The organism is Kitasatospora sp. NPDC059462, from assembly GCF_042749955.1.
Taxonomy (GTDB): domain Bacteria; phylum Actinomycetota; class Actinomycetes; order Streptomycetales; family Streptomycetaceae; genus Kitasatospora.
The window spans coordinates 13,496-35,650 of the sequence record NZ_JBHYUU010000075.1 but is presented as its reverse complement, the minus strand read 5'-3'; the positions used below and the strand labels follow the sequence as shown (position 1 = coordinate 35,650).

9 protein-coding genes are annotated in these 22,155 nt (G+C 76.7%); 3 read left to right on the top strand and 6 right to left on the bottom strand.

The features are described from left to right. Positions 1–101 precede the first annotated feature (101 nt). On the bottom strand, positions 102–2,453 hold the full coding sequence (gene secD / locus ACFXAM_RS19850; protein ID WP_380292928.1) for a protein translocase subunit SecD: 2,352 nt from the start codon (positions 2,451–2,453) through the stop codon (positions 102–104). A gap of 174 nt (positions 2,454–2,627) precedes the next feature. Further along, the gene (locus ACFXAM_RS19845; RefSeq protein ID WP_380292926.1) at positions 2,628–3,059 is read right to left on the bottom strand and encodes a hypothetical protein; all 432 of its coding nucleotides are present in this window, start codon (positions 3,057–3,059) and stop codon (positions 2,628–2,630) included. A 229-nt stretch (positions 3,060–3,288) separates the two neighbouring features. On the opposite strand from ACFXAM_RS19845, the gene ACFXAM_RS19840 reads away from it, so the two are divergent. The 3 genes from ACFXAM_RS19840 to ACFXAM_RS19830 are packed head-to-tail and all read left to right on the top strand — an operon-like array spanning position 3,289 to position 9,811. Then, a complete protein-coding gene (locus ACFXAM_RS19840; RefSeq protein WP_380292924.1) occupies positions 3,289–7,560 on the top strand; it encodes an AAA family ATPase in 4,272 nt (1,423 codons plus the stop codon). Then, positions 7,557–8,450, top strand: coding sequence for a serine peptidase (locus tag ACFXAM_RS19835; protein WP_380292922.1), 894 nt, complete (start codon positions 7,557–7,559; stop codon positions 8,448–8,450). The genes ACFXAM_RS19840 and ACFXAM_RS19835 overlap by 4 nt, the downstream gene beginning before the upstream one ends. 59 nt (positions 8,451–8,509) lie before the next feature. Further along, complete coding sequence (locus ACFXAM_RS19830; RefSeq protein ID WP_380292920.1) at positions 8,510–9,811, top strand: VWA domain-containing protein; 1,302 nt, start codon at positions 8,510–8,512, stop codon at positions 9,809–9,811. Positions 9,812–9,816: 5 nt separating this feature from the next. Here ACFXAM_RS19830 and ACFXAM_RS19825 read toward each other — a convergent pair whose 3' ends face one another. The 4 genes from ACFXAM_RS19825 to ACFXAM_RS19810 are packed head-to-tail and all read right to left on the bottom strand — an operon-like array spanning position 9,817 to position 22,140. Beyond that, entirely contained in the window at positions 9,817–10,530 is a 714-nt protein-coding gene (locus ACFXAM_RS19825) for an HAD-IIB family hydrolase (RefSeq protein WP_380292918.1), read from the bottom strand. A gap of 45 nt (positions 10,531–10,575) precedes the next feature. Continuing rightward, positions 10,576–10,770, bottom strand: coding sequence for an MbtH family protein (locus ACFXAM_RS19820; RefSeq protein WP_380292916.1), 195 nt, complete (start codon positions 10,768–10,770; stop codon positions 10,576–10,578). 27 nt (positions 10,771–10,797) lie between these two features. Then, positions 10,798–11,541 (bottom strand): 3-oxoacyl-ACP reductase FabG, encoded by a 744-nt coding sequence (gene fabG / locus ACFXAM_RS19815; protein ID WP_380292914.1) that lies wholly within the window; start codon positions 11,539–11,541, stop codon positions 10,798–10,800. Between the two features lie 36 nt (positions 11,542–11,577). Then, positions 11,578–22,140, bottom strand: a complete 10,563-nt coding sequence (locus ACFXAM_RS19810; protein ID WP_380292912.1) for an amino acid adenylation domain-containing protein — start codon at positions 22,138–22,140, stop codon at positions 11,578–11,580. Positions 22,141–22,155 lie beyond the last annotated feature (15 nt).

Genomic DNA, 22,155 nt, shown 5'->3' with positions numbered 1-22,155 from the left:
GTGGTGGCGGGGGCGGCGCGGTCGGGCGGTGGCGCGGCCCGGGGCACGCCCGGGCCCGGCGCCGCTCCCGGACCGGAGTCCGGGAGCGGCGCGGGCCCCGCTCAGACCACCGCCCCGTTGTGGTCGCGCGTGCGGGCCGCGCCCGCCGGGTGCGGCGTCCGCACGCCCCGCGCCCCCGGCGCCTCCCGGGCCTCCCGCGGCCGGTCCGGGAACCGCCCCTGGAGCAGCACGACCACCGGCATCGCGGTGAACACCGTCGAGGCCGTGCCCACCAGGACCCCGGCCAGCAGCGCCACCGAGAAGTCGGCGAGCGAGTCGCCGCCGAGGACCGCCAGGGCCGCCAGGACGAACAGCGCCCCCATGCCGGTGTTCACCGTCCGGGGCAGGGTCTGCGCCACGGCGCGGTCGGCGAGGTCCGCCCAGCTCGCCTTCGTCCCCGTCCGGCGCAGCTCGCGCAGCCGGTCCAGGACCACCACCGTGTCGTTGACGGAGTACCCGACGATGGTGAGCAGCGCGGCGAGGAAGACGCTGTCCACCGGCTTGCCCAGCCAGGCGAAGAGGCCGAGCACGAGCAGCAGGTCCTGTGCCATCGCGATCACCGCGGCGGTCGCGAAGGTCCACCGGAAACGGACCGTGAGGTAGAGCAGCTGGGCGGCGACCGCGAGTCCGAGCGCGGCCAGCGCGTAGCCGCGCAGCTCGCTGCCGAGGCTCGGCCCGATCAGTTCGTCGCGCTCCACCGACAGTTCGCCGGTGACGCCGGTGAGCGCCTCCCGGATGCGCTGCTGCTGGTCGTCGCCGGTCTCCTTGGTGCGGACGGACACGCCGGTGTCGCCGGTGGTCTGCACCACGGCCTGCGGGAACCCGGCGCCGACCACCGCCGCGCGGGCGGCGTCCGCGTCGACCCGCTGCGCGGCGGTGTACTGCGCCACCCGGCCGCCGGTGAACTCGACGCCGAAGTCCAGGCCGCGCCCGCCGATCCCGGCCAGGGCGAGCAGCAGCAGGCCCGCGCAGGCGCCCAGCCAGCGCCGCCGGTGGCGCATCAGCCGGGGCGGCCGCCGGTTCAGCCGGGTCCGGAGCCGGCCGACGGTGGCCATGCCGGTCAGGGCGGGCCGCCGGGCGACGGCCGGCCGCCGCACCGCCCACTCGGCGAGCAGCCGGGTGATCAGCATGGCCGAGAACATCGAGGCCAGCACGCCGATCGAGAGCGTCACCCCGAAGCCCTTGACCGGGCCGGTGGCGAACACGAAGAGCAGCCCGGCGGCGAGCAGCGTCGTCACATTGGAGTCGGCCACCGCGCTCCACGCCTTCGCGAACCCGACGCGCAGCGGGCGCCGCAGGTCGCGCTCCCTGCCGCGGCCGGCCGCCCGGGGTGCGGTGTACTTCTCCCTGGCCCGTTCGAAGACCAGCACGTTGGCGTCCACCGCCATGCCGATGGCGAGCACGAAGCCGGCCAGCCCGGGCAGGGTGAGCGTCGCGCCGAGCGCGACCACGGCGGCGTACGAGATCAGGCCGTAGAGGCCGAGCGCGACGGTGGCCAGCACTCCGAGCAGGCGGTACACCGCGATGATGAACGCCCCGGTGCAGAGCAGGCCGATGGCCGCGGCGAGGGCGCTGGCCCGGATGGCCTCGGCGCCCAGGGTGGGGCCGACGGTGCTCTGCTCGATCACCGTCACCGGGACGGGCAGCGCGCCGCCCTTCACCAGGGCCGCGAGGTCACGGGCCTCGTCGGCCGAGAAGCCGCCGGTGATCTGCGTCGAACCGCCGGTGATCCCCTGCCCGCAGGGCACGCTGTCCTGGACCCCGGGCGCGGACAGGACGCGGTCGTCGAGCACGATGGCGACCCGGCGGGCGGGGTCGGCCGGCGCGGCGCACGCCGCCTCCCCGGTGAGCCGGGCCCAGGCGTCGCCGGCCGAGCCCCGGAAGGACAGGTCGATGCTCCAGCCGAGGCCGGTCCGGGTGTCGAGGACGGCCGAGGCGTCCTTGACGCCGTCGCCGGTCAGCACCGGCGGGCCCAGCCGCAGGTGGCCGCCGGGCAGGGCGGGGTCGGCGAGGACCCGGGAGCCGTCCGCCGCCGCGGGGCCGGCCGGGCCCTCGGCGGTCGCGGTGACGGGGTGGAAGGTGAGCTGGGCGGTGCGGCCGATCACCGCGGCGGCCTCGCGGGGGTCCTGGACGCCGGGCAGTTCGACGACGATGCGCCGCTCCCCGGCGCGGGCGAGCGAGGGTTCCGCGACGCCGAGGCCGTCGACCCGGCGGCGCAGCACCTCCAGCGCCCGGTCGGTGGCGTCCGCGTCGGCGCGGACGGTGGGCGAGTCCTGGGTCTCCAGGACGATCCGGGTGCCGCCGCGCAGGTCGAGGCCGAGGCGGGGCGGGGTGGTCAGGGCGATGTAGAGCGAGACACCGACGACGGCGAGCGCGACGAGCGCGCGCCAGAACGTGGCACGGCGAGTGGGCATGGGTACTCCACGGGCGGTCCGCGGGAGCCGGGCGTCCGCGGGGGACGCCGCACCCGGGACGGGCGGACGCGAGGGGACGCGCGCCGCCGGGGACGCTCCGGGCACGGTGGCCGGAGTCCTCCCGGCCGGGCCGCGGGCAGGCCGCGGCACCCGGTCGGCGGGCGCGGTGGAACGTCAGCTGGACCGGGTGGAGGGGGGACCGCGGGTGTGGCGGGGGTCGTAGGCGTCGGACGGCGGCGCCCGCTCCTGGCGCGACCCCGGGGCGTACACCCCGGTCCCGGGCCGGGGGGCGTCCGTCCGGCCGGCCGGGAGCGCGGCCGGCGGGAGCGCGGGCAGCCGCACGGCGGGCTCGGCGGTGGCCGTGCGCCGCTGGGCGACATCCGCGTCGCGGTGGTCCGCGGCGCGCCGGACCTCCGCGCCCGCCGGGCCGAACCGTACGGCGACGGGCGCGGCCGGGGCGGCCTGGGCGGCGAGGGCGGGCGGCGCTTCGAGGGCCGGCCGCGCCGCACCCGTCGCCGTGCCGAGGAGGACCTGGCAGACGGCCCAGGCCGCGAGGAACGCGCAGGACAGGGCGGCCGCCGCGGTCCGACGTACCCGTCGCTCCACTCCGGCCCCCCTCCGTGCTCGTGCCGTCACCCGGCCCCGTCCGCAAGAAGCTCTCACTGTAGGCGACGGCGCCGCCGCGTGGGGATCCGGTCGGCGCCCCGCACCCGTGACGGTGTGCGGGGAGGCGGCCGCCCGGCGGTTCGTCACGGCGGTGCGGCCCTCGGAACCAGCGCTCCGATCCGGGCGATCCGGCCCCACCGGAGCGGGAAGTGTCTATCGTCGAACCGCGATGATCGGGGGACCGGGGGACCGGGGGCGGAGGGTGGCGTTGGGCGGGGAGCGGACGCAGGCCGCGGGCGAGCCGCGGTACGCGGTGCTGTCGCTCGGGATCGCGCTGACCCGGACCGAGGACGGGGACTCGCCGCGCTTCGGCCTGGACGTCCTGGAGGAGGCTCCTGCGCACGCCGACCGGGTGGCGGGGATCCTGGCGGAGTTCCGGTACACCCGGCGCCCGGCCGCGGAGCCGCAGCCCCGGGCGGACTACGGGAGGCTGGTGGAGGCCGCGGTCGAGGCCGAGGACGCGGACGTGCTGATCGTGCACATCGTCGGGCACGGCGAACTCGCCGACGGCAGCAGCGAGAAGCTGTACGTCCTGGGCAGCGACGGGGAGCGGCTCAGCCGGCCGGTGGGCAGCTGGATCGACCTGATCGAGGACCACCCCGACCGGCACCGGCCGGTGACCCTGTTCGTCCTGGACGTCTGCTACAGCGGACAGGCGGCGGTGACCGCCTGGCACGCGCGGATGGACGTCGACAGGCGCCGGGCCTGGGTGCTCGCCGCGACCGGACCGGACCGGCAGGCGTTCGGCTACCGCCTCAGCCGGGCCCTGGTCCGGGTGCTGGAACGCTACCGGGACCTGGAGGTCCGCTTCGACCCCTCCCTGCCGCACATCCCCTCCGCCACGGTCTGGCGGGACATCGGCCGCACCGTCGACGAGATGGCCGAACAGGCCGGCGGGCTGCCGCAGTCGGTCCTGACCAGCCTCGTCCCCGGTCACGCCGACCTCTCCCGGCTGCCGTTCTTCCCCAACCCCTGCTACGCCCCGCAGCACGGCGGACCGGCGCCGGACCTGCCGCCGGAGATCGCCCGCCTGGCGGACTGGGCCGCGGACCCCCTGCACTTCATGCGCCGCGCCGGCGGCGGCGAACCGGTGGCCCGGGACTGGACCGAGGGCTACTTCAGCGGCCGCACCGCGCAACTCGACACCCTCACCGGCTGGCTCGACGACGACACCGCCGCCCCGCACCTGCGGGTCGTCACCGGCAGACCGGGCGCCGGCAAGTCCGCGCTCCTCGGCATCCTGCTGTGCGCCGCCCACCCCGCGCTGCGCCGCCACACCCGCCCCCTGTGGGCCGCCCTCGACGACCACGTCCCGGGCGAGAACGACCGGATCGCCGCCGTCCACGCACGACGCCTCGGCCTCGACGACATCGTCGCCTCCCTGGTCCGCCAGATCCGCCACATCGTCACCCCGGGCGCTGCGGGCTCCCCGGACGGGCAGGCGCCCGCCCCGGACGCGAGCCCGGCGCAGCGCCTGCTGGACCTGATCCCCTCCGGCGAGCGCCCGGTCACCGTCGTCATCGACGCCCTCGACGAAGCCCTCAGACCCCGGGACGTCACCACCGCCCTGCTGCTCCCGCTCGCCCGGCACGCGCGGACGACCGGCGGGCCGCTGCGGCTGCTGGTCGCCACCCGCGAGGAGGACCGGTTCGACGAGCTCCTCGGCCTGGCACGGGACGGCGGATCGCTGACGGACCTGAGCACCGTCGCACCGCACGAGCTCCGCGCGGACCTGACCGCCTACGCGAAACGGCTGCTCACCGCCGACGGGCCGTACACCCGCAGCACCCTGCGGCCCGCCCGGGACGCCCTCGCGGACGCGATCGCCGAAGCCCTCACCGCACCCGCCGACGCCGACCGGCCGGGCGCGGACGCCGAAGCCCCGCACTGGGGGGAGTTCCTGACCGCCGGACTCTACGTCCACCACCTGCTGGCGCTGCCGCCCGCCGACACACCCGAGGAGGCCCGGCGGCTGGGAGGGGCCGTGCCCCGCAGCCTCCCCGACCTCCTCGAACTCGACCTGCGGCGCCACGCCGACCAGCCCCACCTGCGACCGGTGCTCACGGCCCTCGCCTTCGCCCAGGGCCGGGGCATGCCCGAGAGCGTCCTGGTCCACGCCGCGGCCGCCTTCACCGCCGACGGCGACCCGCCTCCGTCCCTGCCGCAGCTGTACGCCCTTCTCGACGGGGACGCACGCTTCTACCTGCGCCGCGACCTCGACGCCGACGGCACCACCCTCTACCGGCTCTTCCACGAAGGCCTCGCCGACTGGCTGCGCGGACCCGCCGGTGACCCGTCGCCCGAGGACCCGTCGCCGGCGACGGACCCGCTGCCCGGCCCCGCGCAGCGCCTGTTCGAACACCTCCTGCTCGGCGTCCCCCGGGACCGCAACGGCGGCCCGCTGTGGCAGAACGCCGCCGACTACCTGCTGCGGCACACCGCCCAGCACGCCGTCGACGCCGGACGCCTGGACGAGCTCCTCGACGACGCCGGTCACCTCCAGCACGCCGACCCCCACGCCCTCGCCGACGCCCTGTCCCGGGCCGGCTCCGACCGGGCCCGGCTGGTCGCCGCCGTCTACCGCGCCTCCTGGGGCGTCCACCACACGCTGCCACCCGCGGTGCGCCGGCAGCTCCTCGCCCTGGACGCCGCCCGCTTCCGCATCGCCCCGCTCCAGGACGAACTCCCCGGCGACGCCGACTGGCGGGTGTGCTGGGCCACGGGCGGCCAGGTCTCCACCGCGCTGATCCGCACCATGGTCGGCCGCAACGGCGCGGTCCATGCGCTGGGGGTGGCGGTCCTCACGGGGCGCCCTCATGCCGTCGCCGGGTGCGGCGACGGGTCGGTGGCGCTGTGGGACCTCACCACCGCCACCCAGGTCCGCCGGTTCACCGGCCATGCCGGCAGGGTCGTGGCGGTGGCGGTGGCGGACCTCGACGGGCGCCCCCACGCCGTCACCGCCAGTGCGGAGTCGGTGCGGCTGTGGGACCTCACCACCGGCACCCAGGCCCGTCAACTCATCGGCGGAGCAGGGGCGGTGGCGGTGGCGGTGCTGGACGGGCGCGCCCATGCCGTCACCGGCGGCAGCGACGGGTCGGTGGGGCTGTGGGACCTCACGACCGGTACCCGGGTCCGCCTGCTCACCGGCCACACCGTCAGGGTCGGGGCGGTGGCGGTAACGGTCCTGGACGGGCGCCCCCACGCCGTCACCGGCTGCCGGGACGGGTCGGTGGGGCTGTGGGACCTCACCACCGGCACCCGGGTCCGCCGGTTCACCGGCCACTTCGGCGGGGTGAACGCGATGGCGGTGACGGTCCTGGACGGGCACCCCCACGCCGTGACCGGCGGGAACGACCAGTCGGCGCAGGTGAGGGACCTCGTCACCGGCACCGAGGTTCGTCAACTCGCCGGTCACACCGACGGGGTCGGGGCGGTGGCGGTGACGGAGCTCGACGGGCGCCCCCACGCCCTCACCACCAGCGACGGGTCGGTGGGGCTGTGGGATCTCACCACCGGTGTCCGGGTCCGCGGGATCGCCGGCCACTTCGGCGGGGTGAGGGCGGTGGCGGTGGCGGACCTCGACGGGCGCCGCTACGCCGTCACCGGCTGCCGGGACGGGTTGGTGCGGTTGTGGGATCTCTCCACCGGTACCCGGGTCCGCCGGCTCACCGGCCAGAGCGACAGGGTGAGGGCGGTGGCGGTGACGGAGCTCGACGGACACCCCCACGTGGTGACCGCCGGCGACGGTTCGGTGGGGTTGTGGGATCTCACCACCGGTGTCCGGGTCCGGGGAATCGCCGGCCACTTCGGCGGGGTGAGGGCGGTGGCGGTGGCGGTCCTGGACGGGCGTCCGCACGCGGTCTCCGGCTGCAGTGACGGGGCGGTGCGCCTGTGGGACCTCACCACCGGTACCCAGGTCGGCCGGCTCACCGGCCACACCGACTGGGTGAACGCGGTGGCGGTGGCGGTCCTGGACGGGCGTCCGCACGCGGTCTCCGGCTGCGGCGACGGGGCGGTGCGGCTGTGGGACCTCACCACCGACACCCACGTTCGTCAACTCGACGGCCACACCGGTGGGGTTCACGCGGTCGCGGTGACGGAGCTCGACGGACGCCCCCACGCCGTCGTCACCGGCAACGGGGAATCGGCGTCGGTCCAGGACCTCACCACCGGTGCCCGGGTCCGCCTGCTCGCCGGCCACACCGGCGGGGTCGGGGCGGCGGCGGTGGCCGACCTCGCAGGGCGTCCGCACGCCGTCCTCGGCTGCGGCGACGGGGTGGTGCGGGTCTGGGACCTCACCACCGGCACCTGCCGCACCACGTTCCACCTCCCCGCCGCGGTGACCGCCGTGACGGTCACCGCCGACGGCACCGTCGTGGCGGGCTTCGGCCGCGAAGTGGCCACCCTCAGTCTGGACCCCCTTCTCAGGAGACTCCGTTGACCGGCATCACCGATTCACCGCTCCGCGTCGTCGCCGTGCACGGCATCCACAACAGCTTCGGCGCCGGCATCTCCGACGCGCGCAAGGAGGAGCTCCGGGCGCTCAAGGCCGCCGCCTGGGCACGGGACCTGGCGGCGGGGCTCGGCACGGTGCCGGAGCGGATCGACGCCGACTTCGCCTACTACGCGGACAAGCTCCGCCCCGGCCCGGCGCCGCAGGGCGACCGGGGCGGCGACTTCCTCGACGACCCGCTCGCCCAGGAGGTGCTCGACGCGTGGGCGCGGGAGCTGGGGGTGCCGGAGGAGGTGGCGCAGGGGAACGCCGCGGTGCCGCTGCGCGCGTTCTCGTCCTGGTTGGCGCGCAGGTTCGACCTGGCCGAGGGCCGGCTCGGGGTCTTCGTCCGGCTGCTGTGCGGCGAGGTGGCCGCGTACCTGCGCGCAGCCGACGCCCCGGAGCGCATCGCGGCGCGCGAGGAGGTCGCGGCGCGCATCGCCCGGCACCGGCCGCGCGTCGTCGTCGCGCACTCCCTCGGCTCGGTCGTCGCCTACGAGGCCCTGCACGCCCACCCGGAGCTGCGGCCCGAGCTGTTCCTCACCCTGGGCTCGCCGCTCGCCCTGCCCCGCGTGGTCTTCGACCGCCTCGTCCCCGCTCCGCAGCCCGCCGACGGCACCCGGGCGCGCGGTGCGGGCCTGCCCGGCGGGATTCGCTGGGTGAACATCGCCGACCCGGGCGACCCCGTCGCCGTCCCTCCCGGGCTGAGCCGGTTCTTCGACGGGATCGCCCTGGACCACACCACGTCGGTCAGCTCCCTCTTCCGCTTCCACCACGCCGACAACTACCTGCGGTGCGCGGCCACGGCGGCCACCATCGCCCCCTACGCCGGGCTCTGACCCGGCGAGCGGCGGCACGGCCCTGTCGGGGCGGGGAGGAGCCTTGCCAGACTGTGTCCATGACGGAGCGAGGCTTGAGTGCGGGTGCGAATGTTCCGGTCGACGCGGCGGCCGTGCGGGTGGAGATCGGCCGAGGGGCCGGGGGACCCGATGTCGATGCGTCGGCCCTGCTGGTGGCGGCGGACGGCCGGGTGCGGGGGGACGGGGACTTCGTGTTCCACAACCAGCCGCGGCATGCGTCGGGGGCGGTGGTCCATCAGGGGAAGGCCGAGGGGGACGGGGTGGTGACGGACCGGCTCGCGGTGGAGCCGGCGGCCGTGGAACCGGGCGTCGAACGGATCGTGCTGGTGGCCTCGGCGGACGGCGGGACCTTCGGGCAGGTGCGCGGGCTGGTGGTGCGGCTGGTCGACGCGGGGACGCAGCGGGAGCTGGCGCGGTTCGAGCCGGTGGCGGGGCCGGAGACGGTGCTCATCGGCGGTGAGCTGTACCGGCGGGGCGGACAGTGGCGGTTCCGGGCGCTCGGGCAGGGGTACGCGTCGGGGCTCGCGGGGCTGGCGGCCGACTTCGGGGTCACCGTGGACGAGGAGGAACGCGGCGGCGCGGGGGAGGAGGAGAGGCTCCCGGCCGGGATGCGGGAACGGCTGTCGCTGCGCAAGCGGCAGGTGGCGGTGAGTCTGGAGAAGCACGGGGCGGCGGGCATGGTCGCACGGGTCGTGCTGGTCCTGGACGCCTCCGGGTCGATGTCGGCGCTCTACGCCCGGGGCGTGGTGTCCGACGTGGTGGAGCGGATGGTGGCGGTGGCGGCGCAGCTGGACGACGACGGGACGATGCAGGCGTGGACGTTCGCGTCGAACCCGGCCCGGCTGCCCGACCTGCGGGTGGGGGACCTGCCGGAGTGGCTGCAGCACGTCCGGGTCGGGCAGCTGGCCGGGCTGTTCGGCCGCCGCCGGCGCGGCAACCGGCTGCCCGACGGCCGGGTCGACATGAGGGCGGTCGGCATCGGCAACGAGGAGCAGAAGGTCATCGCCGAGGTGCGGGACCACGTGCGCCGGAACCCGGCCGCGGCGCCCACCCTGGTCCTGTTCTTCTCCGACGGCGGCGTCTACCGCAACGCCGAGATCGAGCGCGAGCTGCGCGCGTCCGTGGAGGAGCCCGTCTTCTGGCAGTTCGTGGGCCTGGGCCGCTCCGACTACGGCGTGCTGCAGCGCTTCGACGACCTGCCCGGCCGGCGCGTGGACAACGTCGGCTTCTTCTCCGTGGACGACATCAGCACCCTGCCCGACCCGGAGCTGTACGACCGGCTGCTCTCCCAGTTCCCCCGCTGGGTCGTGGCCGCCCGCCGGGCCGGCATCCTGCCGTAGCGGTTTCAGATCCAGCCGAGGGTGTCCAGGGCGGCGTGGATGCCGGCCGCGCCGGGGTGTTCGGGGCGCAGCACGTGCGGGGTGTCGGCGAGCGCGGCGAGCAGGGCGGGCTCGGCGCCGCCGACCACCACCGCGTGGGTGCCGAGCCGGTACAGCGAGAGGTCGTTGAGGGAGTCGCCGGCGACCAGGACGTCCTCGGGCCGCCAGCCGAGCTTGCCGGCCAGGGCGCGCACGGCGGTGCCCTTGGAGGCCCCGGACGGCAGCACGTCGAAGTAGCGGTCGCCGGAGTACACCCAGGCGCAGCCCAGCGCCTCGACGGCGGCGGTGAGGTCGGCGGTGAGGTGCCGCGGCGCCAGCCGGTAGGAGCAGCGGCCGTCCTGGACGACGTCGTGCTGGTAGGTGAGGTCGGGGAAGCGGCGCAGTGCGGCGCGCACCCGGTCCTCTCCCGGCCAGCCGGCCCGCAGCCGGTCCTGGAGGGCGTCCAGCGGGGTGAGGTCGGTGCCGTCGAGGACGGTGGCGCCGACGTCGGCGACGATCCAGCGCGGCCGGGGGACGAGCGGGTCGCGCAGGACCTCGCGGACCGCGGAGGGACCCCGGCCGGTGGCGAAGACCGGGGTCACCTCGGGGTGGCGGAGCAACGCGTCCCGCAACCGCCGACGCTGGTCCGGGCTGCCGCCGAGCAGGGTGCCGTCCAGATCGGTGACCAGAATCCTCGACATCGCCAGGACGCTAGCACGGTCACGGGTCGTGGTGAAGTGTCCACCTCAGGCGCGGGCGGCCCCCTGACGGAGGGACAGCGGGCGCAGGTCGCTCCAGTGGGCGTCGACCCAGGACTCGCAGGCGTCCTCGGTGCCGGTGAAGCCGGCGGGACGCCAGCCCGCGGGGGCGGGGAGGGCGGCGGGATGGAGGGCGTGCTGCTCCTCGTCGTTGACCAGCACGGTCCAGCGGGTGTCGGACACGGGGGGGCTCCAGAGGGGGGAAGGGGGTCAGCGGAAGCCGCCGTCGATGCGGACGACCTCGCCGGTGAGGTAGCTCGCCCGGTCGGAGAGCAGGAAGGCGACCAGGTCGGCGACCTCCTCGGGGCGGCCGAGGCGGCGCAGGGCGACCTGGTCGAGGGACTGCTCGACGGCCTCCTCCGGGAGGTCGGCGACCAGGTCGGTGTCGATGTAGCCGGGCGCGACCACGTTGGCGCGGATGCCGTAGCGGCCGACCTCCTGGGCGAGCGAGCGGGTGAAGCCGATGATGCCGGCCTTGGTGGCCGCGTAGTTGGTCTGGCCGGGGTTGCCGCAGACCCCGGCGACGGAGGACAGCGTGACGATGGCGCCGTGGCGGCGCAGCGCCATGCCGTCGATCACGGCGCGGCAGGCGTGGTAGACGCCGCTCAGGTTGACCTGGAGGACGTCGTGCCAGTCCTGGTCCTCCATCAGCAGCAGCGGGGTGTCGCGCAGGATCGCCGCCGAGGCGACCAGGGCGGTGACGGGGCCGAGGGCGTCCTCGGCCCCGTCGACCAGTTCGCGGACGGCGGCGGCGTCGGCCACGTCGGTGCGGCGGACGTAGACGGCGCGGCCGAGGTCCCGCAGCTCCTTCTCCAGGGTGCGGGCGGACTCGGCGTCGCTGCTGTAGCACAGGGCGACGTCGTAGCCGTCCTCGGCCAGCCGCAGGGCGGTGGCCCGGCCGATGCCGCGGGTGCCGCCGGTGATCAGCGCGACGGGGGTGGCCGTGCGGTGCATGGCGTGCCTTTCGGGGAGGGGGGTGAACGGGCGGGGTCAGGAGGCGGGATGCTGCCGCACGCGGCGGCGCAGCTCGGCCAGCGGGAGGTCGGGCTCGCCGGTCAGCAGGTCCAGCACGGCCGGCCACCGGCGCATCATGGCGGCCATCGAGCGCGGGTCGATCCGGTCCGGCGCGTACAGCCACAGGCCGCGCAGCCCGGCGTCGGACTCGTGCATCATCAGGTAGAGGTCGGCGTTGTGCGGGCGCATCTCGGTGATCAGCTCCGGGATCACCTCCGCGTCGCCGACGTTGAGGTTCAGCGGCGCCGCGCTCAGCCCGTGCAGGTCCAGCGGGTCGCCCGCGACGTTGAGCAGGTTGAACAGCAGCCGCAGCGGGTTGCGGTCCTCCCCGGCGTCCCGGCGCAGCCACCGCAGCGGGACCTCCTGGTGCCGATGGGCGTCCAGGACGCCCGCCCGCACGGCGGTGACCAGGTCCCGGACGGTGGCGTCGCCGGCCGGGCGGGGGCGGACCACGACCGGGTTGATGAAGAAGCCGATCATCTGCTCGGTCTGCGGGTGCTCCCGGCCCGCCAGCGGGAAGCCCACCGCGAGATCGGTGCCGGCCTCCTCCTGCGCGTAGCTCTGCAGCAGCAGGTGGAAGGCGGACAGCAGCAGCATGAACAGCGTGGTGCCCTCGCGCTGCGCGGCCTCCTTCAGCGCCGCCGTGACCTCGGGCTCCAGCACGAAGCCGCTGGTGTAGCCCTCGACGGCCTCGGCCTTCTGGTGCTCGGGCGCCTCGAAGCGCGGCAGCTCCGGCAGGTCCGTCAGCAGCCGCTCCCAGTGGGCGACGTGCTCGTCGAGCTCGCCGTCGGCCAGCCGCCGCCGCTGCCAGGCCGCCCAGTCCGGGTACTGGAGCGCCGGCTCGGGAAGCCGGGGCTCGCGGCCCAGCACCCGGGCGGCGTACAGCTCGCCCAGCTCGCGGCCGAGCAGCGCGTACGACCAGAGGTCGACCACGATGTGGTGCAGCACCAGCACCAGGACCCAGGTGTCCGGCCCGGTGGTCACCAGGGTGCCGCGCACCAACGGGCCCTCGGCCAGCCGGAACGGGCGGTCCACCTCGGCCTCGACCAGCCGTCGCAGCGCCCCGGTCCTGGTCTCCTCGGGCTCGCCGCTCAGGTCCACCGCGGCCAGCGGCCAGCCGCCCGACGGGTCGGCCAGCTGGCGCCAGGAACCGGCGCTGTCCTCGACGATCCGGGTGCGCAGCGCCTCGTGACGGGCCACGATCGCGTCCAGGCTGTCGCGCAGCGCCGCCGGGTCGAGGGTGCCGGTGAGCACCGTGGCGGTGATGACGTTGTGGTGCGAGGCCTCCGGGTCGACCGGCTGATGCATGATGTCCAGCTGGGCGAAGGAGAGCGGCACCCCGCCGGTGCGGTCGGCGCGCGGGACGCCGCCGCGCGCGGCCGGGCGGCGGCGCCGGGGCTGCGCCGCCGGGCGGACGGGCGCCGGGCCACCGGCGTCCGGCAGGGCGGCGCAGGCCGCGACGGCGGTCAGGGCGGCGAACCAGGTCTCGGCCAGCTCGCGCACCGCGGACTCGTCCAGCACCCCCCGGGCCCAGGTCCAGCCGGCCGCCAGGCGCGGGCCGTCGGGGCCGTCGTAGGTGACGGCGTTGAGCTCCACCGGGTGGGTCCGCAGTCCGGCCGGGGCGCCGTCCTCGGTGCCGGTGCCGCCGAGGGCGAGCGCCGCGTCGGCGGTGACCGGCGCCCAGAGGGCGTCCGGACCGGCGTCGGCGAAGCGCCCCAGGTAGTTGAACGCCACCTGCGGGGCCGGCAGCGCGGCCAGCACCGGGGCGGTCTCCGGGTTCAGCCGGCGCAGCAGGCCGTGCCCCAGGCCGTCCCCGGGCAGGGCGGCCAGCTGCTCCCTGATCCGGACCACGGCGGCGGCCAGTTCGGGCCCGGCGGCCTCGACCTGCGGCCAGTCGAGCGGGCCGGCCGCCAGCCGCACCGGCTGGACGCTGGTGAACCAGCCCACCGTACGGGACAGGTCGACCCCGTCCGCGAGGTCCTCCTGACGCCCGTGGTTCTCCACGGTCACCAGCACCCCGCCGTCCGGCGCCCGCTCGGGGGCGCGGCGGCGGCGCCACTCCTCCAGGGCGATGCCGAACGCGGCCAGCAGCACGTCCTGCACGCCGGTGTGGAAGGCGCCGGGGGCGGTGCCGAGCAGCGCGGCGGTGGCCTCGGCCGGCAGGGTGAGGACCAGCCGGCCCGTTCCCCCGGCCGGCTCCGGGCCGGCCGGCAGCAGCGCCGGCGTGTCCGACAGCAGCCGCTGCCAGGCCGGGAGTTCGGCCACGCGCCGCGGATCGGCGGCCTCGTCGGCCAGCAGTCCGGCCCAGCGGCGCACCGAGGTGCCCACCGGGGCGAGCGGCACCGGCCGCTGCGCGAGCACCGCCTCGCCGGCGGCCCGCAGATCGGGCAGCAGGATCCGCCAGGACACCCCGTCCACCACCAGGTGGTGCAGCACCAGCAGCAGCCGTCCGGGGCGGTGCGCCCCGGCGTCCAGCCAGACCGCCTGGAGCATCACCCCGGCCCGCGGGTCCAGCCGGCTCCGGGCGGCGGCGGCCTGTTCCGCGGTCAGCGCCCGCAGCCCGGCCGCGTCGAGGCCCTCGGCGTCCACCCGCAGCAGGTGGTCCGCGACCGGCGCCGAACCGGCCGGCCCGGCGTGCAGCACCCAGCGGCCGTCGGCCCGGGTGTCCAGCCGGGAGCGCAGCACGTCGTGGTGGTCGACCAGTGCCTGCAGCACCGCGGCGAGCCGCGGCAGGTCCAGCTCCCCGGCCGGCGGCACGGCGACCACGGCCTCCTGGCTGAACCGCCCCCACTCCTCGGCGGGCAGGTCCAGCTCGCGCAGCCACTCGGTGATCGGGGTGGGGGCGATCTCACCCGTCCCGATGTCCTCGGTGTCCGCCGCGTCCTCCGCCCGGACGGCCACCGCCGCCAGCTCGGCCACCGACGGGTGGGCGAACACGTCGCGGGCGCCGATCACCAGCCCGGCCGTACGGGCCTGGGAGACCACCTGGATCGCCTGGATGCTGTCGCCGCCGAGGTCGAAGAAGCCGTCCCCGGTGCCGACCTCCGCCAGCCCCAGCACCTCGGCGTAGATCGCGCACAGCGTCTCCTCGGCCACGGTGCGCGGGCGGGCGGAACCGGCGGCCGCGGTGAACTCCGGCGCCGGCAGCCGCTCCCGGTCCACCTTGCCGTTGGCGGTCAGCGGCAGCTCCGCCAGCACCACCACCGCGGCCGGCACCAGGTACGGCGGCAGCTGCGCGGCCAGCGCGGCCCGCAGCGCCGCCGGGTCCGGCGCCGTCCCCGGGCGGGGGACCACGTAGCCGGCCAGGGCCCGCCGGCCCGGCTGGTCCTCGCGGACCGCCGCCACCGCCTGCGCCACCTCCGGCAGGGCGCCGAGCGCGGACTCGATCTCGCCCAGCTCGATCCGGAAGCCCCGCACCTTCACCTGGTGGTCGGTGCGGCCCAGGAAGTCCAGCCGGCCGTCGGCCCGCCGCCGCACCAGGTCCCCGGTGCGGTACATCCGGGTGCCCGGCTCCCCGTACGGGTCCGCCAGGAAGCGGCGGGCCGTCAGACCGGGGCGGCCCAGGTAGCCCCGGGCCAGCCCGGCGCCCGCGACGAACAGCTCGCCGGGCACGCCGGGCGGCACCGGCCGCAGCCCCTCGTCCAGCACGTACACCCGGGCGCCGGGGATCGGCCGGCCCAGCGGCGGAACGCCCCCGCCGGGCGTCAGCGGTCCGGTCAGGGTGGCGCACACCGTGGTCTCGGTCGGGCCGTAGGCGTTGACCATCCGCGCGTGCGCCGACCAGCGGTCGGCCAGCGCGGCCGGGCAGGACTCGCCCGCCACCACCAGCGACAGCCCGGCGGGCAGCCCGCCCGGCGGCACGGCGGCCAGCACGCTCGGCGGCAGCGTCACATTGGTGACCCCGTACCGCTCGCAGGTGCGGGCCAGCGGCTCGCCCGGGAGCAGGTCCTCCTTGGGCACGACGACCAGCGCGGCGCCGGTCAGCAGCGCGTCGCAGCGCTCCGCCACCGAGGCGTCGAAGCTCGGCGAGGCGAACTGCAGCACCCGGCTCTCCTCGTCCAGGCCGAAGCCCTCGCGCTGCGCGGCGACCAGGCCCGCCAGGCCGGTGTGGGTGACCACCACGCCCTTGGGCGTGCCGGTGGAACCCGAGGTGTGGATGACGTACGCGGCGTTCGCCGGGGTCAGCGGAGCGGTGCGCTCGGCGTCCGACGGCGCCGTCGCGGGGAGGGCGGCGAGCTCGGCCGCCGTCTGCGGCGCGTCCAGCCGCAGCACCGGGACGTCGGTGGCCGGCAGCGCCCCGGCGGCCTCACCGGCCGTCAGCAGCAGGACCGGGCGGGCGTCCTGGAGCAGGAAGGCGATCCGCTGCGCCGGGTAGTCCGGGTCGACGGGCAGGTAGACCGAGCCGGCCTTGACCACGGCCAGCATCGCCACCACCGAGGCGGCCGAGCGCGGCAGCGCCACCGCCACCGGCCGCTCCGGGCCCGCGCCGAGGCCGATCAGCAGCCGGGCGAGCCGGTTGGCCTCCGCCTCCAGCTGCGCGTACGTCAGCTCCCGTTCGGCGTCCAGCACCGCGAGCCGCTGCGGGGTGCGGGCCGCCTGCGCCTCGAACAGCGCGGGGAGGGTGGCGGCGGCCGGGGCCCCGGCCGCGCCGTTCCCGTCCGTCAGCAGCCGCTGCCGCTCCTCGGGGGCGAGCAGCTCGACCTCGCCGACCGGGCGCTCCGGCGCCGCGCAGACCGCCAGCAGCATCCGGCGCAGCCGCTCGGCCAGCAGTTCCACGGTCGCCGGGTCGAAGACGTCGGCGTTGTACTCGACGACGCCGTCGATCCCGGCCGGGGCGCCGTCGCCCGGCGTGCGCCGGCCGGTCAGCGAGAACACCAGGTCCATCCGGGCGCCGCCGGTGTCCACCGGCACGACCTCTTCCGTGAGGCCCGGCAGGCCCAGCACCGCGTCGGGGACGTTCTGCCAGGCCAGCATCACCTGGAACAGCGGGTGGTGGGCGGTGGAGCGGGCCGGCCGCAGCGCGTCCACCAGGAACTCGAACGGGACCTCCTGGTGGGCGTAGGCGTCCAGGCCGCGTTCGCGGACCTGCGCCAGCAACTCCCGGAAGGTCGGGCGGCCGCTCAGATCGGCGCGCAGCACGAGGGTGTTGACGAAGAAGCCGACCAGCTCCTCGGTGGCGGCGTCGGTGCGCCCGGCGACGGTCGCGCCGACCGGGACGTCGTCCCCGGCGCCCAGCCGGTGCAGCAGCGCGGCCAGGGCGGCGTGCACGACCATGAACTCGCTGGCGTCGTGCCGCCGGGCGAGCTCGGCGACGGCGGCGTGCAGCGCGGCGTCCCAGCGCAGCGCGACGGTGCCGCCGCGCCGGCTCGCCGAGGCCGGGTGCGGCCGGTCGGCGGGCAGCGCGATCCGCTCCGGCAGGCCGTCCAGCGCCCGGCGCCAGTGGGCGAGCTGCCGGTTCCAGGTGCTGTCCGGGTCGTCCTGGTCGCCGAGCAGCCGGCGCTGCCACAGGGTGTAGTCGGCGTACTGGACCGGCAGCGGCGCCCAGCGTGCCGCGCGGCCGTCCCGGCGGGCGGCGTAGGCGGTGGCCAGGTCGCGTCCGAGCAGGGCGACGGACCAGCCGTCGGCGGCGATGTGGTGCACCACCAGCACCAGGGTCTGCCGCTGCGGGCCGTGCACCAGCAGCTCGGCGTGCACCGGCAGTTCGCGCGTCAGGTCGAAGCGGTGGCGGGCGGCGGCCTCCACGGCGGGCGCCGCGTCGGCCTCGGGCACCTCGGTGACGGTCAGCACGGCGCGCCCGGCGTCGGGGCCCAGCACGTGCTGGCGCGGGACACCGGCGGTGTCGGGGAAGACGGTGCGCAGCGCCTCGTGCCGCTCGACCACGTCGGCGAGCGCGGCACGCAGCGCGACGGCGTCCAGCGGTCCGCCCAGGCGCACCGCCATCGGGATGTTGTAGGTGGCGGAGGGGCCCTGCATCCGGTCCAGGAACCAGAGCCGGCGCTGCGCGAAGGACAGCGGCAGTTCGGCGGGCCGGGGCTCGGGCGCCAGCTCCGGGCGCGCAGAAGCCGCGGCTGCGCCCTCACCGGCCAGGTGACGGGCCAGACCCGCCACCGTCGGGGTCTCGAACAGCGCCCGGACCTGCACCTCGGCGCCCAGCGCGGAGCGGATCTGGGACACCAGCCGGGTCGCGAGCAGGGAGTGGCCGCCCAGGTCGAAGAAGCTGTCGTGGACGCCGACCGCGGGCACCCCGAGCACCTTGGCGAACAGCGCGCACAGCGCCTCCTCGCGCTCGTCGCGCGGGGCGACGTACGCGGAGGCGAGGTCGCGGCGCTCGCCGTCGGGGGCGGGCAGCGCCTTGCGGTCGGTCTTGCCGTTGGGGGTCAGCGGCAGGGCGTCGAGCAGGACGTAGGCGGAGGGGACCATGTAGGCGGGCAGGCGTCCGGCCAGGGCGGTGCGCAGCTCCGGGACGAGCCGGCGGGCCAGCCGGCGGCGGGTGCCGCTGACGTGGCGGCCCCAGTCCGGCTCCTTCGCCGGCACCTCGGCGAGGCGCGGCAGGCCGGGCGCGGGCGAGCCGTCGGCGCCGGTCCGGCGGGCGACCAGGGTGAGCGCGCCGTCGGGGCCGTGGCCGGACCAGTCGAGGTCGATCCGGTAGCCGGTGGCGTCGGCGAGGGACCACAGCTCCTCGGGGTCGACCGCCTCCGGGCGGCCGGCCGCCGGGGCGTCGCCCTCCGTCAGCTGCCCGAGGGTGTCGGCGAGGTCGCGCAGCCGGGCGTTGGGCACGTCGCGCACGGCGAGCAGCGCGGGGCGTTCGGTGGTCAGCCGCTCGCGCAGCGCCGCCACGCTCAGGCCCTCGGCCGTCCAGTCCAGCCACTCGGCGGCGGGCTCGCCGGCCGGCCCGGCGGCGGGACCGCCGGTGGTGAGCACGACGTCGTAGCGGAAGCGGTTCAGCTCGTTGGCGGCGGCGGCCCGCTTGGGCAGCACCCGGACCTCGCCGATCGCCGGGAAGCGCCGCGGCAGGGCGGTGAACAGCCCGGGGTCGAAGACCAGCTCCTCGTCCTCCTCCACCCGGCGGCGCACCCGGGCGAGCAACTCGGCGCCGGGCAGGCCGGGTTCGGCGTGCGCCAGCTGCACCGAGAGGTGGAAGGCGCTCAGCAGCGGCAGGCTGCGGATGTCGCCGAGGAACAGCGAGCCGCCCGGGGCGAGCCGGCTCAGCGCGCCCTCGACGACCCGCAGCAGGTAGCGCTCGTCGGGGAAGTACTGGACCACCGAGTTGAGCACGATGACGTCGAAGAGCCGCTCGGGCAGCCGGTCCAGCCGGTCCAGCCGGTCGGCCGGGCAGGCGTGCAGGGCGACCTCGCCGAAGGCCCCGGCGGCGGCGTCGACCACCGGGCGCAGGCCGTCCAGGGCGACCTGCGAGATGTCGGTGCCCCAGTAGCGCTCGGTGTGCGGGGCGACCCGCTGGAGGATCAGACCGGTGCCGCAGCCGATCTCCAGCACCGAGCGCGGGCGCAGGGCGAGCACCCGCTCGGCGGTGCGGTCGGCCCACTCGCGCATCTCGGCGGCCGGGATCGGCTCGCCGGTGTAGCTGCTGTTCCAGCCGCGCAGGTCCTCGCCGGGGATCGGGGCCGCGTCGGGCGCCGGGGCGTCCTCCGGCTCGTCGTAGGCGGTGTCCCAGATCCGGCGCCACTCGTCGACCTGGTCGGGCCACTCCGGGGCCGCAGCGGTGCCGCCGTCCGCGGCCGGCACCACGTACGCCACCAGCCGCTGGTCGCCGGGAACGTCCTCACGGACCGTCACCACTGCGTGGCCGACCTCCGGGTGGGCGGCCAGTTCGCTCTCGATCTCGCCCAGCTCGATCCGGAAGCCGCGCAGCTTCACCTGGTGGTCCAGCCGCCCCAGGAAGTCGATGCCGCCGTCGCGGCGGCGGCGCACCAGGTCCCCGGTGCGGTACAGCCGGGCCGCCGGGTCCGGGTCGAAGGGGTGCCGGACGAACCGCTCGGCCGTCAGCTCCGGCCGGCCCAGGTAGCCCCGGGCCAGCCCGGCACCGCCGATGGTCAGCTCCCCGGGCACCCCGGGCGGCACCAGCCGGCCGCGCTCGTCCAGCACGTGCAGCTCGGTGTTGGCGATCGGCGCGCCGATCGAGACCGGGCCCTCGCCCACCTCGGCCACCGCCGACCAGATGGTGGTCTCGGTCGGCCCGTACATGTTCCACAGCTCCACGCCGCCGGCCAGCAGCCGCCGGGCGAGGTCCTCGGGCAGCGCCTCGCCGCCGGCCAGCACCTTCAGGCCAGGCGCGCCCCGCCAGCCCGCGTCCAGCAGCATCCGCCAGGTGGACGGGGTGGCCTGCATGACGCTCGCCCCGGAGGCGGCCAGCAGCCGCGACAGCCGCTCGCCGTCGGCGGCCGAGGAACGCTCGGCGACCACCACCCGGGCGCCCCGCACCAGCGGCAGCAGCAGCTCCAGCAGCGAGATGTCGAAGGAGTGCGTGGTGACCGCGAGCAGGGTGTCGTCCGCCGCCAGGCCGGGCCGCTCGCCCATCGCGTGCAGGAAGTTGGTCAGCGCCCGGTGCGGGACCTGCACGCCCTTCGGCCGCCCGGTGGAGCCGGAGGTGTAGATCACGTAGGCGAGGTCGTCCTCGTCCACCGGGGCGCCGGGGTCGCCGGCCGGCTCGGTGGCGAGCTCCTCGCGCAGCTCGTCCAGGCAGAGCACCTCGGCGCCGCCGGCGGGCAGCCGCCCGGCCACCGGGCGCTGGGTGAGCAGCACCGGCAGCCCGGAGTCGGCGAGCATGAAGGCGATCCGTTCCGGCGGGAACTCCGGGTCCAGCGGGACGAAGGCGCCGCCCGCCCTGAGCACCGCCAGCAGCGCCACCACCAGGTCGACCGAGCGCTCGGTGCAGACGCCGACCAGGACGTCGCGGCCGACGCCGTGCCGGCGCAGCCGGTGGGCCAGCCGGGCGGAGCGGTCGTCGAGTTCGGCGTAGGTCAGGGCCTCGGCGCCGCAGCGCACCGCCTCGGCGTCGGGGGTGCGGGCGGCCCGCTCGGCGAAGCGGTGGTGGACCGGGCCCCGGTCGGGCCACTGCCGGCGGGTGTCGTTGCCCCGCTCGCGCAGCGCCCGCTCCTCGTCGGGCGCGAGCAGCGGCACCTCGCCGATCGGACGGTCCGGGTCGGCGAGCACCTGCTCGACCAGCAGCCGCAGATGGCCGGCCAGCTGGTCGACGGTGGCCGCCTCGAACAGGTCGCTGTTGTACTCGAAGCGGCCGCTCAGGCCCTCCGGGCGGTCGAAGACCTGGAGCTCCAGGTCGAAGCGGGCGGTGTCGCTCTCCACCTCCATCGGCTCCAGGTGCAGGCCCGCCACGTCGAAGGAGGGCATCGCGATGTTCTGGAAGACGAAGGAGACCTGGAAGACCGGGGTGCGGGAGAGGTCGCGCTGCGGGTGCAGCTCCTCGACCAGCCGCTCGAACGGCAGCTCCTGGTGGGCGAAGGCGCCCAGGCAGGCCGGCCGCACCCGGGCCAGCAGCTCCCGGAAGGACGGTGCGCCCGACAGGTCGGTGCGCAGCGCCAGCATGTTGGCGAAGTAGCCGATCAGCCGCTCGACCTCGGGGCGCCCCCGGTTGGCGACCGGCACGCCGACGACGACGTCCTCCTCCCGGGTGTAGCGGTGCAGCAGCACCTGGAAGGCCGCGAGCAGCGTCATGAACGGGGTGACCCCCTCGGCCCGGCTGAACTCCCGCACCCGGTCCATGACCGGCGCGGACAGCGCGAACGGGCGCGAGCCGCCGCGGGTGGTGCGCACGGCGGGCCGCGGCCGGTCGGTGGGCAGCTCCAGGGCGGCCGGGGCGCCGGCGAGGGCCGCGGTCCAGTAGGCGAGGTCGCCCGCCGCGCCGTCGCCGTCCAGCCGCTTGCGCTGCCACACCGCGTAGTCGGCGTACTGGATCGGCAGCGCGGGCAGCACGGCCTCGGTGCCGGAGGCGTACCCGCCGTAGAGGGTGACCAGCTCGTCCAGGAACACCGAGGTGGACCAGAGGTCACCGGCGATGTGGTGGATGGTCAGCAGCAGGACGTGCTCGTCGGCGGCCAGCCGCAGGAAGCGCATCCGCACCAGCGGGCCGGTGGCGAGGTCGAAGGGACGGGCGAACTCCTCCCGGGCCAGCGCCTTGATGCCCTCCTCGCCGTCCGGGCCGGCCAGGTGCTCGCAGGCGACGACGGCGAACTCCGGCTCGGCGCCCTCGGTGACCACCTGCACCGGCTCGCCGTCCACCGCGCGGAAGGTGGTGCGCAGCGCCTCGTGGCGGCGGGCGATCGCGGAGACGGCGCGCCGCCACAGCTCCAGGTCGAGCGGGCCGCGGATCCGGGTGGCGCCGCAGACGTTGTAGGCGGTGTCACCGGGCGTCAGCTGGTCCAGGAACCACATCCGCTGCTGCGGGAAGGAGGCCGGGAACCGGTGCCGGCGGGGCTGGGCGGCGGCCTGCTTGCGGCGCAGGCGCTCGGCGAGCAGGGCCCGCTTCTCGGCGGCGGACAGGGTCGCCGGGTCGGGGGTGGTCATCGCGCGTCCGTCCTC

Bases quoted from the DNA above. Each gene is read 5' to 3' on its own strand.
- secD (WP_380292928.1), bottom strand. From the start codon at position 2,453: ATGCCCACTCGCCGTGCCACGTTCTGGCGCGCGCTCGTCGCGCTCGCC.
- ACFXAM_RS19840 (WP_380292924.1), top strand. From the start codon at position 3,289: ATGATCGGGGGACCGGGGGACCGGGGGCGGAGGGTGGCGTTGGGCGGG.
- ACFXAM_RS19830 (WP_380292920.1), top strand. From the start codon at position 8,510: ATGACGGAGCGAGGCTTGAGTGCGGGTGCGAATGTTCCGGTCGACGCG.
- ACFXAM_RS19825 (WP_380292918.1), bottom strand. From the start codon at position 10,530: ATGTCGAGGATTCTGGTCACCGATCTGGACGGCACCCTGCTCGGCGGC.
- fabG (WP_380292914.1), bottom strand. From the start codon at position 11,541: ATGCACCGCACGGCCACCCCCGTCGCGCTGATCACCGGCGGCACCCGC.
- ACFXAM_RS19810 (WP_380292912.1), bottom strand. From the start codon at position 22,140: ATGACCACCCCCGACCCGGCGACCCTGTCCGCCGCCGAGAAGCGGGCC.